Below are 12,458 nucleotides of genomic sequence, written 5' to 3'. Positions count from 1 at the left end.
GCTGCTCCTCAGCTGTTCTTGGACCGATCGTAGAACATCGACCAGGTGTAGACGGCAAGTGCCACCCAGATCAGGGCGAAGGCCACCGCGCGCTCGCTCGAGAACGGCTCCTTGAAGATGAAGATGGCGATGAAGAAGATAATCGTCGGCGCTATGTACTGCATAATGCCGATCGTCGACATCCTGAGCAGCTTGGCACCGTTGGCGAACAGGATCAGCGGGATCGCGGTGACGAGGCCGCAGCCCATCAGCAGCCACACATCCACTGCGTTGGTCGTGCCGAAATGGCCGACGCCGGTCGCCTGCAGGTAAATGATGTAGCCGAGTGCCGGAATGCCGAGGATCAGGACTTCAAGCAGGAAGCCCTGGGCCGGACCGATCGGCAGAGTCTTCTTGAACAGGGCATAGAAGCCCCAGGTCAGCGCCAGCGCAATGGACACCCAGGGCAGGCCGCCGGTCTCCCAGGTCAGAAGGGCGACCGCGACTACCGCAAGCGCGATCGCCACCAGTTGCCCCCTTGAGAGCTTTTCGCCCAGCACGACGGCACCGAGGAACACCGTAAACAGCGGATTGATGTAGTAGCCGAGCGCTGTCTCGAGCGCGCGGTCGTTGCCGATCGCCCAGACATAGATACCCCAGTTCATGGTGATCAGAGCTGCCGTCAGCGCGCCATTGGCAAGCGTGCGCTTGTTGCGCAGCGCCGCCTTGATGTCAGCCGTGCGGCCCATCCAGAACAGCAACAGCCCGGCCACCGGGATCGACCAGACGATGCGATGGGCAACCACTTCCGGCGCGGGGATATGGGCCACTGCCTTCATGTAGAAAGGCAGCACGCCCCACATCAGATAGACGGTCAAGGCGTAGATGAAGCCGCGGGTCGCGTCTTCACGGGAAATGACGGGCGCTTGTGTGCTCATGGCGCGAACCTATGCGCCGGAGCGCCGGCGCAAGCCATTTCAAAATTGTGATGGTCCACCTGCTTTTCGTTGATGGATCAATCGACAGGGCCAGCGACAGTCGCCGGCCCCGGCCCGCGGCCTATTCGGCAGCCACCAGCCCCGCCATCTCGCGGTTCTTCATCAGCTTGTAGATGATCGAATCCATCAGCGCCTGGAACGAAGCATCGATGATGTTGGTCGACACGCCGACCGTCCACCAGCGCGCACCGCTGCTGTCATGCGATTCAATAAGCACACGGGTAATGGCCTCGGTGCCGCCATTGAGGATACGGACCTTGTAGTCGGCCAGTTCAAGGTCGCCGATCTCGTCCTGGAACTTGCCGAGGTCCTTGCGCAGGGCAATGTCGAGCGCATTTATCGGACCGTCGCCCTCGGCCACCGACATCTTGTCCTCGCCGTCGACCACAACCTTCACCACCGCCTCCGAGACGGTCTTGAGGTTGCCGTTGGCGTCGAAACGGCGCTCGACCAGGCAGCGGAAGCTGGTGACCCGGAAGAATTCCGGTACGCCATGCAGCATGCCGCGCGCCAGAAGCTCGAAACTGGCGTCGGCGCCCTCATAGGCATAACCCTCGGCCTCGCGCTCCTTGACCACCGAGATCAGCGCATCGAGCCTGTGGTCATCCTTCGGCACGTCGATGCCACGGCGCCTCAGTTCGGCAATGAAATTGGCCTTGCCGCCCTGGTCCGACACCATCACCTTGCGACGGTTGCCGATGGCTTCCGGCGGCACGTGTTCGTAGGTCTTGGGCTCCTTGGCGATGGCCGAAGCATGGATGCCGGCCTTGGTGGCGAAGGCGGAGGCACCGACATAAGGCGCCTGTGCTTCGGGCGCGCGGTTGAGCAATTCGTCAAAGGCGCGCGACAGCCTGGAAATACCAGCCAGCGCACCCTCCGAGACGCCTGTTTCGAAGCGTTCGGCAAAATGCGGCTTCAACGCCAGTGTCGGGATGATCGTCACCAGATTGGCATTGCCGCAGCGCTCGCCGATGCCGTTGATGGTGCCCTGCACCTGGCGCACGCCGGCCTCGATGGCGGCCAACGAATTGGCCACCGCCTGGCCGGTGTCGTCATGGGCATGGATGCCTAGATTGGAGCCCGGGATGCCGCCCGCGATCACCCGGCCCACGATCTCGCGCACCTCCGACGGCTGGGTGCCGCCATTTGTGTCGCACAACACAACCCAGCGCGCACCAGCCTCGTAAGCCGTCCGCGCACAGGCCAGCGCATAATCGGGATTGGCCTTGAAGCCGTCGAAGAAATGCTCGCAGTCGACCAGCGGCTCCTTGCCGGCGGCGCGCGCCGCCTCGACCGAGGCGCGGATCGACTCGAGGTTCTCCTCATTGCTGACGCCGAGCGCCACGCGAACGTGGTAATCCCAGCTCTTGGCGACATAGCAGACAGCATCGGACTTGGCTTGCACAAGTGCGCTGAGGCCGGGGTCGTTGGACGCCGACACCCCTGCCCGCTTGGTCATGCCAAAGGCCACGAACTTTGCCCGCCTGGTACGCTTTTCCGAAAAGAACGCCGTGTCGGTCGGGTTGGCGCCCGGATAGCCGCCCTCGACATAGTCGAGCCCGAACTCGTCGAGCATGCCGGCAATCGCAATCTTGTCCTCGACTGAGAAGTCGATGCCCGGCGTCTGCTGGCCATCGCGCAGCGTCGTGTCGAAGAGATAGATGCGTTCTTTCATACCAACACCTTGGGGGCAGCCCTATGGCGCGCCCCTCTGTCCTGCCGGACATCTCCCCCACGAGGAGGGAGATTGGCAGTATTGACGCCTCGCTCTGTCCTGCACCGCCGGGGATTGGCACCGGCTGGCGCGCTTGCCGATCTCCCCGTCTGTGGGGGAGATGTCCGAGAGGACAGAGGGGGGCAACGTAGGGCGGAAACGTTCACGACGCTTTTCCCGCGAACCTGTCGGTCGCCCTGATGAGCTGGTCGAGGATGCCGGGCTCCGAATAGGCATGGCCGGCGCCTTCGATCAGGTGGAACTCGGCCTGCGGCCAGGCCTTGTGCAGCGCCCAGGCATATTTCGCCGGGCACGGCATGTCATAGCGCCCATGGACGATGACGCCGGGAATGTTGTGCAGCTTGTGCGCGTCGCGGATGAGCTGGCCTTCGTCCATCCAGCCGGCATGGACGAAATAGTGGTTCTCGATTCGCGCAAAAGCGATGGCAAAATGGTCCTCGCCGAACTTGCCGCTGGTATCGGGGTCGGGCAGCAGCGTGATGGTCTCGCCTTCCCAGGTGCTCCAGGCAAGGGCTGCCTCGAGCTGCGCCTTCGCATCGTCGCCCACCAGGCGCTTGCGGTAGGCGCCCATCATGTCGCCACGCTCGGCCTCGGGGATCGGCTTGACGAAACGCTCCCACTTGTCGGGAAACATCTCGGAGACACCAAACTGGTAATACCATTCAAGCTCGGCGCGGGTCAGCGTGTAGATGCCGCGGACGACCAGTTCGCTGACGCGTCCGGGATGCGTCTCGGCATAGGCGAGCGCCAGCGTCGAGCCCCAGGAGCCACCGAAAACCTGCCACTTGTCGTGGCCTGCCATCTCGCGCAGCCGCTCGATGTCGGCCACCAGATGCCAGGTGGTGTTGGCCTCAAGCGAGGCATGCGGCACCGATTTGCCACAGCCGCGCTGATCGAAGAGCATGATGTCATAGAGTTTCGGGTCGAACAGGCGCCTGTGCTTCGGTGAGGTTGCCCCGCCGGGGCCGCCATGCAGGAACACCACCGGCTTGCCGCCCCTGGTGCCCGAGCGCTCCCAATAGACCTGGTGGCCGTCGCCGACATCGAGCATGCCGCTGTCGAAGGGTTCGATCTCGGGATAAAGGCCGCGCAGTTCGCTCGTCATAATTTCAGTCCATGCTCGGGCCAGTTGGCCGTCTCTTCGTCGGGATGCTGGAAGGAGATGATCTGCTCCTGCCGCTGGTAGTAGTCAGGATTGTCGTGCACCGGCTGGTCGAAGATCGTTTCCACCCACGGCAGGCGAAAACCGTGGTTGATCTGGATCGTCGGTGCGAGGTCGGAACGGTCGTCGAACGAACCGATCGACAGTTCGAGGCCCTCTGCGTGCCGGTATGCCATCGGCGTGCCGCAGCGCTGGCAGAAGCCCCTGGCGATGTTGACCGAGGACTGGAAGTAGGTCGGTTCCTCGCGCACCCACTCGACGCCATCCGCCGGCACCGCGACGAACGCGCCGAAGAACGAGCCGAACTGCTTCTGGCACATGCGGCAATGGCAGATCGAGCTGCGCCCCAGCGCGCCGTGGATACGGAAGCGAACGGCGCCGCACTGGCAGCCGCCGGTTCTAACAGTCTCCGTCATGACCTTTTCTCCGCTGGCCATTGTTCAGTGTCGTGGTCTGGATGCTGGCGGTTCGACGGGGCGACCGCCGCGTACCAGGCACTCTCGTCCGCCGACAACTCCACCGCGTCGAGCTCGCCGAACCACGGCATCTTCTCAGCCGAGCCGCACTGGAATGTCGGCATTACCGCTTCCGGATCGTCGAGCGAACCGAGCACGACATTGATCGTATCGCGTTCGACGACATCGAACAGCATCGGCGTACCGCAATCGCGGCAGAAGCCTCGGCGCACGATGTCGGACGATTGGAACCAGCCGACCTCGCCGCGCGTGACGGTGAACGTCGCCTTGGCCGCCCGCGCCAGCGGCATGAAATAGTTGCCCGACGCCTTCTGGCACATGCGGCAATGGCAGATATGCGCATTCTCCAGCGCCTGGTCGATGCGGTAGCGCACCGCCCCGCACTGGCACCCGCCCGTCGACTGAGCGTTCATGCGCGCACCTCCGGTGGCCAGCTCTCGGTGTCGTGATCTGGATGCTGGTACGAGACGATGTTGTTGACGAAGTCGGCCGCTTCAGGGTCGTCTTCGGTCGAATAGCCGGGCAGTTCGTGAACATGGTCGACATAGGGCAGCTTGCCTTCGAGCCCCCATTGCACGGTCGGCGCTATCTCCGCCGGCTCGTCGAAGGCGGCGATAGCCAGCGCCGTGCCATCAGGCGCCTCGTAGCTCAGCGGCGTGCCGCAGTCGCCGCAAAAGCCGCGCAGGCCGAAGTTCGACGAGCGGAATTTCTTCGGCTCGCCGCGCGTCCAGCTGAGTTTCGCCTGCCGCACTGAGACCAGCGGTGCGTAGAAATTGCCAAACGCCTTCTGGCACATGCGGCAATGGCAGACCGAGGCATCGCCGAGCGCACCCTCGACGTGGAAGCGCACCGCGCCGCATTGGCAGCCACCCGAATAGACGGGCTTGTTGTCGAGGCTCATCGCGACATTCCCTCACGCCGGCGCATGGCACACTGCCTCGATGTTGTTGCCATCGAGGTCGTAGACGAACGCCGCATAATAGTCAGGATGGTAATGCGGCCGCGGTCCCGGCCCGCCATTGTCACGTCCGCCGGCGGCAATGGCCGCAGCGTAAAATGCATCGACCTCGGCCCGGCTGCGCGCCGTGAACGCATAGTGCCGTCCCGGCCCGGCCGGCGCCTCATGCAGCCAGAACACCGGCCGCTCGCGGCCATAGCCGCCAACCTTGACGCCACCGGTATGCTCCGGCGGCACCATCATCAGAAGCGTAGCTCCCAGCGGCGCAAACGACTTGTCGTAGAAGGCCCTAGCCTTGTCGAAATCCTGAACCGAAATGCCCGTGTGGTCGATCATTGCACGAACTCCTCTTTCATGCCGACGGCCGCCCCGCCATGGCCGGCCGAGATGACTATGTTCTGGCAGACGTTATCGATATCGCGAACAACGTCGTCGTTCCAGAAGCGGAGAATGGTCCAGCCGTCCTGTTGTAGACGCATTGTGCGCACCGCATCCGCTTCGGCCTTGGCCGCATCGGCATGCTGCGAACCATACAGTTCAACGACAAGCATTTTCTCAGGACAGGCAAAATCGACGATATAGCCGGCAATCGGAAACTGACGCTGAAAACCGAGCCCCATCAACCGGTGCGCGCGCAGCGCATTCCACAGCTTCAACTCGGCATCGGTCATCTTCCGACGCATCGATTTGGCATTCCTGCGGTTGGCTGGGGCGACCGGCGTATGTGGCATCAGCAACTACCACCCTGCACGGCTGCTGCTCTACGTTGCCCCCCTCTGTCCTGCCGGACATCTCCCCCATGAGGGGGGAGATTGGCAGCTGCTTTCGCACCGCCTCTTCTGCAACTTGGTGATTTGCGAAAATCGGCGTGACGGCTGATCTCCCCCCTCGTGGGGGAGATGTCCGGCAGGACAGAGGGGGGCGCAGCCCCGCAGGCCCATCCGCCGAATCCACAGCCCGTTTCCTCCCCTTGAGGGGGACATGACCGGCAGGGCAGCGGGGGGCGTACAGCCCCACCCTATCCACGCCGTGCAACATGACCATCACCGCTTCACTTCCCACGTCGTCACGCGCTCGCCGCTCACCGGGTCCTTGCCGTCCTTGAGCTGCACGCCCTGCGCCAGCAACTCGTCGCGGATCCTGTCGGCTTCGGCCCAGTTCTTGGCGTTGATCAACGCCAGCCGGCGCGCAATCGTTGCAGCGACCACGGTCTCGTCCACCTCGGCGGCGTCGAGCGTGAAGCCCAGGAACAGAAGTGCTGCCTTGAGCTCGGCGGCCACCTCAACGCTCCCGCCCGCCTCGCCGGCCAGTTGCGACAGGCCGTGGAATGCGGTCGCGGTGGCGAGGTCGTCGCCAAGCGCTGCAATCAGCGATGCGGGCACGCTCGCCTCGGCTTCACCGGCGCCATCGGCCGCACGCTTCCACTTGCGCAGCGTGTTCTCGGCCTCCTCCAGCTTGCGCACCGAGAAGTCGATCGGTTCGCGATAATGCGTCATCAGCATGGCCAGCCGCAGCACCTCGCCCGGCCATTTGCGGCCGCCGAAGGTCTCGGTCTCGAGCAGCTCGTGGATCGAATAGAAATTGCCCAGGCTCTTGGACATCTTCTGGCCTTCGACCTGCAGGAAGCCGTTGTGCATCCAGTAGTTGGCCATGACCTCGGTGCCATGGGCGCAGCGCGACTGGGCGATCTCGTTCTCGTGGTGCGGGAAGATCAGGTCGAGCCCGCCGCCATGGATGTCGAAGACCTCGCCGAGATAGGCCGATGCCATGGCCGAGCATTCGATGTGCCAGCCAGGGCGGCCGCGGCCCCAGGGGCTTTCCCAGCCGGGCTCCTCGGGTGAAGACGCCTTCCACAACACGAAGTCGCCGGGGCTGCGCTTGTGCGCCTCGACCTCGACGCGTGCGCCGGCCTGCTGCTCGTCGAGATTGCGCTTCGACAATTGGCCGTAATCCGCCATCGAGCCGGTGTCGAACAGCACTTCGCCTTCAGCTTCATAGGCATGGCCGCGTTCGATCAGGCTTAGAATCAAGGTGATCATGTCGGCGCGGCCGTCGGCGCGCGGCTGCACGAACTCGGTCGCGCGCGGCTCGACCGTCGGTTCGAGGCAGCCCAGCGCCTTGACGTCGGCCTGATACTGGTTCGCCGTCTTTTCGGTGACACGCCTGATCGCCTCGTTGAGCGGCAGATCGGGGAAGTCACGCAAGGCGCGCGCGTTGATCTTGTCGTCGAGGTCGGTGAGGTTGCGCACATAGGTCACGTGCCCCTCGCCATAGACATGGCGCAGCAGGCGAAACAGCACGTCGAAGACGATCGCCGGCCGCGCATTGCCGATATGGGCGAAGTCGTAGACGGTCGGCCCGCAGACATACATCCGCACGTTTTGCGGATCGATCGGCACGAAGTCCTCCTTCGTGCGCGTCAGCGTGTTGGTAAGGCGCAAGCCCCTGAATGCTTCAGACATAGAACTCCCCGTGCCAATGACCCCGAAAATCTCCGATTTTCGGAAAGGATCATGCACCCAATCTCAGTTTCACGGCGTCTCTTGCGCGTCCAAAGGGACGCGCGGCGCCGTGGCCTGCTGGCCCGGGCGTTCAACCTGTCTTTGTGAAGAGGAGGCGAAAACGTCCTGACCAGCGCGAACGCTAGCCAATAATGCAAATGCCGGAAATGGCGAAAGACGTTTTCATGAGCCGCTTTATCGTCTGCTGCCATGTTGCCGTCAAGCCGCAGCGTCATGAAATGTTACCGCCGGCGTCGCAACCGGACCGGTCTGAAACAATTCCTTAAGTATACCGGCACCGTAATGAAACAAAGCCGGGGTAGAAGCCGCCGCATTGCCACGAATTCGACCGAATCCGTAAGCACATGCAGCCGCTCACAGCACATCTGACGTAAGGGAAGAGACCAATGAAACGAAAACCAGCCGAACAAGACCGAGCGCATAGCAAGAGCGCCGAACTGACCGAACAGTACCGGGCCATCGGCCCCGCCGCGATCCTCGCCGCGCTGATCTGCGCGCCGAAGAAGGACAAGGCAGAGCCCAAGAAGGCTGCCTAAATCCGGCTGACCAGGCTCAGGCCGATGGCGGACATCACCGCCCCGATCAGGAAATCGAGCACGCGCCAGGACGCAGGCCGGGCAAATACCGGCTCCAGCAGCCTCGCGCCATAGCCGAGCCCAAAGAACCAGACAAACGATGCCGTTGCAGCGCCAACGCCGAACGCCAGGCGCGCCTGTCCCTCATATGCCGCCGACAGGCTGCCAAGCAGCACGACCGTGTCGAGATAGACATGCGGATTGAGGAAGGTGAAGGCGAGGCAGGCGGCAATCGCCGGCCCGAGCCTGGCTTCGCCCGCATTCGCGGCCTTGAGCACCTCGGGCTTCAGCGCCCGGCGGAAGGCGATGATCGCGTAGGAAAACAAAAACAGCGCGCCGCCGATGGTGACGGCCGTGATCAGTTTCGGCGACTGCGAGATCAGCGTGCCGAGCCCCGCCACGCCGGCCGCGATCAACAACGCGTCCGACAGGGCGCAGATCAGGCTCAGCACGAACACATGCTGGCGCAGCAGCCCCTGACGCAGGATGAACGCATTCTGTGCGCCGATCGCAATGATCAGCGACGCACCGAGCAGGAATCCGGAGATGGCGGCAGAGATGATGGGCGTGGACACGTCGCCCTTCTAATGCACGGACTGGAAAAGCGAAATCGATTTCGCGGAGGCAGGATGCTGGATTTATGATGCCAGAGCGTCCGTTGCGCGCCCCCGCGAGGGCGTACTGCACCTGCTGCCTGTCAGAACAGTTTCATCTGGCCATCGTCGCCGGCCTTGCGTTTTTCCGCCTTTGGCTTCGCCACCTTTTCGGGCGCCTCCTCCGGCAAGGGCTCGACCCGGTCCTGGATCTCCACCCCCAGATTGGTCACCTTGTTGACCAGGTCCGAAACAGGGATCTGCTCGAAGAAATCAGGCTGCGCCGGCCGCATCAGTTCGGCGACATGGCGCGGTTCCTGCGTACGGCAGTCGAGCCAGCGGGCGAAATCCTCCTGCTGGATCACCACCGGCATGCGGTCGTGGATATGCCTGATATCGGCGCTGGCGCCGGTTGTCAGGATCGTTGCAGTGTCCATTTCCGAACCTCCCGGTTCGCTCCAGGTCTCCAACAGCCCGGCCAGCGCCACCAGCCCGCCCTTGCGCGGCCTCAGCCAATAGGCCTGGCGCCGGTTGCCCGGCAGCTTTTTCCATTCATAAAAGCCCGACACCGGAACCAGCGCGCGTCGGTGGCGCATCGCGGTTCTGAACGAAGCCTTCTCGATCGCCGATTCCGAGCGCGCGTTGAACAACAGCGGCATATCGGCCGGATTTTTGGCCCAGGCAGGAATTAGTCCCCAGCGGGCCAGCAGCGCCATGCGGTCGGGCAGGTTGGAGCCCGGCGGTCGCTGCGGGCCTGCCGTCACCACGAGGATCGGCTGGGTGGGGGCCACATTGTAGCGCGGCGGAAAGCTCTCGAGGTCGCCTACACCGATGAAGGCCGCCGTCTCCTCAGGCGATGCAATCACCGCAATCCGTCCGCACATCGCTCACATCCTCGTTCATGCAGAAAGTGGCGATGGATCGCGCCCGCCGCAACCGCTAAAGCAGCTTATCCCCCTGCCCGGATGCCGGGCGGGATGTTGCAGAACGAGACAGGGCGGGCAAAGGGGAATGAACGAAAACAAGATCGTCCCGGCCGTGTCGGTCGCCGTCATGCGCGACGCCACCGTCATGCTGGTTCGGCGCGGCCGGGCGCCATCGAAGGGACTCTATGCCTTTCCGGGCGGGCGGGTCGAGGATGGCGAAACGCTCGAAGATGCGGCGCGGCGTGAACTCACCGAGGAAACCGGCGTCGATGTCCGCGGGCTGGCGCCGCTGCGGGAAATCCTGATCGACAGCCGCCACGACGGCGGTTCGCTCTACATGCTTACGGTCTTCGGCGCACGCCATCTCAAGGGCGAACCGGTTGCTGCCGATGACGCCGATGAGGCCGCCTTCTTCACGCTTGCCGAGATCGAACGCCTGCCGCTCACCGACTCGACGCTGGAGATCGTGCTCGAACTGCTCGGCGGCGACGTCGTCCTTCCCGCATAGGCTTTGGAAAGCCTGCTTTCGAGCCTTGCGGCAGACAAATTGTTTCGCCACAAAAGCTTATGATGCGTGCTTCGACCTTCATGCTTGCCCTGACGCTTGCCGCGAGCACCGCGCTTGCCGTGCCGGCGCGCGCCGCCGAAGCGCCGTTCGAGCCGGGCCTGATGCGGCTGGCCGAAGTGCTGGGGTCGCTCCACTTCCTGCGCAACCTCTGCGGCGAAAAGGGCACGCAGTGGCGGGCGGAGATGGAAAAGCTGATCCAGGCCGAAAATCCCACGCCCGAGCGTCGCGCTCGCTTCATCGCGTCCTTCAACCGCGGCTACCGTTCCTTCGACGGCACCTACACGGCCTGCACGCCCTCTGCCACCGAGGCGATTTCCCGCTACATGAAGGAAGGCGAGGCGCTCAGCCGCGACATCGCCTCGCGCTTCGGAAATTAACAGGCTATTTACTTTCCCGGCATTGCCGACCGTACACAGACGGCCGATTGTGTTAGTTCTCTTAACGGGACATTAAAGGGATAGCTCAAGTTGATCCGAATCACCGGGTCGCTTGGCAGGGTGAAAGACCGAAATGGAACAAAGCGTAAGCGACATCGACGCCCTGGTCCGGGAAGAAAAGCGCCTGACCGCCGTCGAGAGCCATAACGAGGCGTGGGCGGAAGGCCTTTCCGCAGGCATCGAACCCGAGATCATCGCCGAGGCAGCGCTTGCCACCGCCTTTGCCGAGATCGTGGTCTCCGGCGGCGAGGCAGCAGCGCTGGCGCTGCTTGACCGCATGCGCGCCCGCGTCGAGGCCGGCGAGTTCGAGCCCGTACGCCTGCGGCATTGAGCCCCCGTCCCGGTTCTTTGACTAGCCGACGCGGTTTCGGCATCATGCCGGCAAGTTAGAGAATCCCCCGGAGCGACGTTTCGATGCGGCCACACACTGATTTTGCGCCACGCGCCATGGTGCGCGTCGCGGCCCTGGGCCTTGCGGCTTCGCTGATGCTGCCGCTTCATGCCACCACTGCTTTTGCCCTCAGCGAGATCAAGCGCGAGGAACTGCCGGCCCCCGTCACCCCGCCAAAGCCCGCCGACCAGTCGACGCCGACCGAAAACTCGGTGCCGATGCCCGATCCGGTGCAGAAGCCGCAGTCCGGCACCACTCAGCAGGCTCCTGCCGGCGACCAGGCTCCAGCCGACCAGCAGTCGCCGGCCGAGGACGAGATGCCCGCCGACACCACCAGCCCGGCAATGCCGCATCTCGACCCCGAGGCGCCGTTGCCCGAGATCGTCTACGACCTCAGCCGCCTGCCCGAGCCCGTGGCGCGGATGCGCAGCCTTCTGGTCGAGGCGGCAAAGTCCGGCGACATCGAAAAGCTCCGTCCTCTCGTCGGCCAGGGCGACGCCATGCCCCAGCTGTCTTTCGGCGACATCGAGGGCGACCCCGTCGCCTTCCTCAAGAGCCTTTCCGGCGACAGCGACGGCCAGGAAATCCTCGCCATCCTTGAAGAGGTGCTGAATGCCGGTTACGTGCATCTCGGCGAAGGCACTGACGAAGACCTCTATGTCTGGCCCTATTTCTTCGGCATCCCACTCGACAAACTTGACCCGCGTCAGAAGGTCGAGCTGTTCAAGATCGTGACGGCGGGCGACTACGAAGACATGAAGCAGTACGGCGCCTACGTCTTCTACCGCCTTGGCATCACGCCCGAGGGCCGCTGGGCCTTCTTCGTCGCCGGCGATTGAGGGTGCCTGCCGTTCTTGAACTCAGCGAGAATCGGCAAAGGCCCTGGCGAGTATTCAGAAAATCTCGGTGACATAGATCGCCGCTTGGCTGAACGCCAACGACGGGACTGATCCCTTCGCGAACGATCTTACCGCCGCCGCTTCCGAAAACTGCATCGCCCTGTGAGGGTGTCGTGATCTCGGCTTCCCACATGGCGCGGATGCCGCGCACGATGATACCGCTCCTCCTGGCCCCGTTTACGGGGAAAAGGCGGCTCGAGGGGCCGGATGGGGATCAGCGCATAAATCGGGGAGGCTGC

General features: G+C 63.6%; 16 protein-coding genes. 5 read left to right on the top strand and 11 right to left on the bottom strand.

Annotation, left to right across the window (positions count from 1 at the left end):
- Nucleotides 1-8 precede the first annotated feature (8 nt).
- The 9 genes from rarD to cysS form a co-directional block, all read right to left on the bottom strand.
- Nucleotides 9-917: an EamA family transporter RarD gene (gene rarD, locus B015_RS0107605; protein ID WP_018427084.1), complete on the bottom strand. Its 909-nt coding sequence runs from the start codon at nt 915-917 to the stop codon at nt 9-11.
- A 121-nt stretch (nt 918-1,038) separates the two neighbouring features.
- Nucleotides 1,039-2,652, bottom strand: coding sequence for a citramalate synthase (gene cimA, locus B015_RS0107600; RefSeq protein WP_018427083.1), 1,614 nt, complete (start codon nt 2,650-2,652; stop codon nt 1,039-1,041).
- A 202-nt stretch (nt 2,653-2,854) separates the two neighbouring features.
- On the bottom strand, nt 2,855-3,817 hold the full coding sequence (gene pip, locus B015_RS0107595; RefSeq protein ID WP_018427082.1) for a prolyl aminopeptidase: 963 nt from the start codon (nt 3,815-3,817) through the stop codon (nt 2,855-2,857).
- The gene (locus B015_RS0107590; protein WP_026227005.1) at nt 3,814-4,290 is read right to left on the bottom strand and encodes a GFA family protein; all 477 of its coding nucleotides are present in this window, start codon (nt 4,288-4,290) and stop codon (nt 3,814-3,816) included. Before B015_RS0107590 ends, pip begins: the two co-directional genes overlap by 4 nt.
- On the bottom strand, nt 4,287-4,763 hold the full coding sequence (locus B015_RS0107585; protein ID WP_018427080.1) for a GFA family protein: 477 nt from the start codon (nt 4,761-4,763) through the stop codon (nt 4,287-4,289). The genes B015_RS0107590 and B015_RS0107585 overlap by 4 nt, the downstream gene beginning before the upstream one ends.
- On the bottom strand, nt 4,760-5,251 hold the full coding sequence (locus B015_RS0107580; protein ID WP_018427079.1) for a GFA family protein: 492 nt from the start codon (nt 5,249-5,251) through the stop codon (nt 4,760-4,762). The genes B015_RS0107585 and B015_RS0107580 overlap by 4 nt, the downstream gene beginning before the upstream one ends.
- Nucleotides 5,252-5,263: 12 nt before the next feature.
- Nucleotides 5,264-5,644 (bottom strand): VOC family protein, encoded by a 381-nt coding sequence (locus B015_RS0107575; RefSeq protein ID WP_018427078.1) that lies wholly within the window; start codon nt 5,642-5,644, stop codon nt 5,264-5,266.
- Complete coding sequence (locus tag B015_RS0107570) at nt 5,641-6,039, bottom strand: endonuclease domain-containing protein (RefSeq protein ID WP_026227004.1); 399 nt, start codon at nt 6,037-6,039, stop codon at nt 5,641-5,643. Before B015_RS0107570 ends, B015_RS0107575 begins: the two co-directional genes overlap by 4 nt.
- 312 nt (nt 6,040-6,351) lie before the next feature.
- On the bottom strand, nt 6,352-7,770 hold the full coding sequence (gene cysS, locus B015_RS0107565; protein ID WP_018427076.1) for a cysteine--tRNA ligase: 1,419 nt from the start codon (nt 7,768-7,770) through the stop codon (nt 6,352-6,354).
- Between the two features lie 446 nt (nt 7,771-8,216).
- Between cysS and B015_RS0107560 the strand changes: the two genes are divergently transcribed.
- Nucleotides 8,217-8,366: a hypothetical protein gene (locus tag B015_RS0107560; protein WP_018427075.1), complete on the top strand. Its 150-nt coding sequence runs from the start codon at nt 8,217-8,219 to the stop codon at nt 8,364-8,366.
- Here the strand turns inward: B015_RS0107560 and B015_RS0107555 are convergent.
- Complete coding sequence (locus tag B015_RS0107555) at nt 8,363-8,968, bottom strand: LysE/ArgO family amino acid transporter (RefSeq protein ID WP_040456591.1); 606 nt, start codon at nt 8,966-8,968, stop codon at nt 8,363-8,365. The two genes, B015_RS0107560 and B015_RS0107555, sit on opposite strands and share 4 nt — an antisense overlap.
- Before the next feature lie 134 nt (nt 8,969-9,102).
- Nucleotides 9,103-9,882, bottom strand: coding sequence for an SOS response-associated peptidase (locus B015_RS0107550; protein WP_018427073.1), 780 nt, complete (start codon nt 9,880-9,882; stop codon nt 9,103-9,105).
- Between the two features lie 127 nt (nt 9,883-10,009).
- Here B015_RS0107550 and B015_RS0107545 point away from each other — a divergent pair, with 127 nt between their 5' ends.
- The 4 genes from B015_RS0107545 to B015_RS0107530 all read left to right on the top strand — a co-directional run bounded on the left by B015_RS0107545 (nt 10,010) and on the right by B015_RS0107530 (nt 12,159).
- Nucleotides 10,010-10,432, top strand: a complete 423-nt coding sequence (locus tag B015_RS0107545) for an NUDIX domain-containing protein (protein WP_018427072.1) — start codon at nt 10,010-10,012, stop codon at nt 10,430-10,432.
- 59 nt (nt 10,433-10,491) lie between these two features.
- Entirely contained in the window at nt 10,492-10,869 is a 378-nt protein-coding gene (locus tag B015_RS0107540; protein ID WP_018427071.1) for a TIGR02301 family protein, read from the top strand.
- Between the two features lie 133 nt (nt 10,870-11,002).
- The gene (locus tag B015_RS0107535) at nt 11,003-11,260 is read left to right on the top strand and encodes a hypothetical protein (RefSeq protein WP_018427070.1); all 258 of its coding nucleotides are present in this window, start codon (nt 11,003-11,005) and stop codon (nt 11,258-11,260) included.
- Nucleotides 11,261-11,376: 116 nt separating this feature from the next.
- The gene (locus B015_RS0107530) at nt 11,377-12,159 is read left to right on the top strand and encodes a hypothetical protein (RefSeq protein WP_018427069.1); all 783 of its coding nucleotides are present in this window, start codon (nt 11,377-11,379) and stop codon (nt 12,157-12,159) included.
- Nucleotides 12,160-12,458 lie beyond the last annotated feature (299 nt).

The organism is Hoeflea sp. 108, from assembly GCF_000372965.1.
GTDB lineage: Bacteria > Pseudomonadota > Alphaproteobacteria > Rhizobiales > Rhizobiaceae > Aminobacter.
Note: the sequence above shows the minus strand (reverse complement) of the source record. Positions and strands in the feature narration are given on the sequence as shown.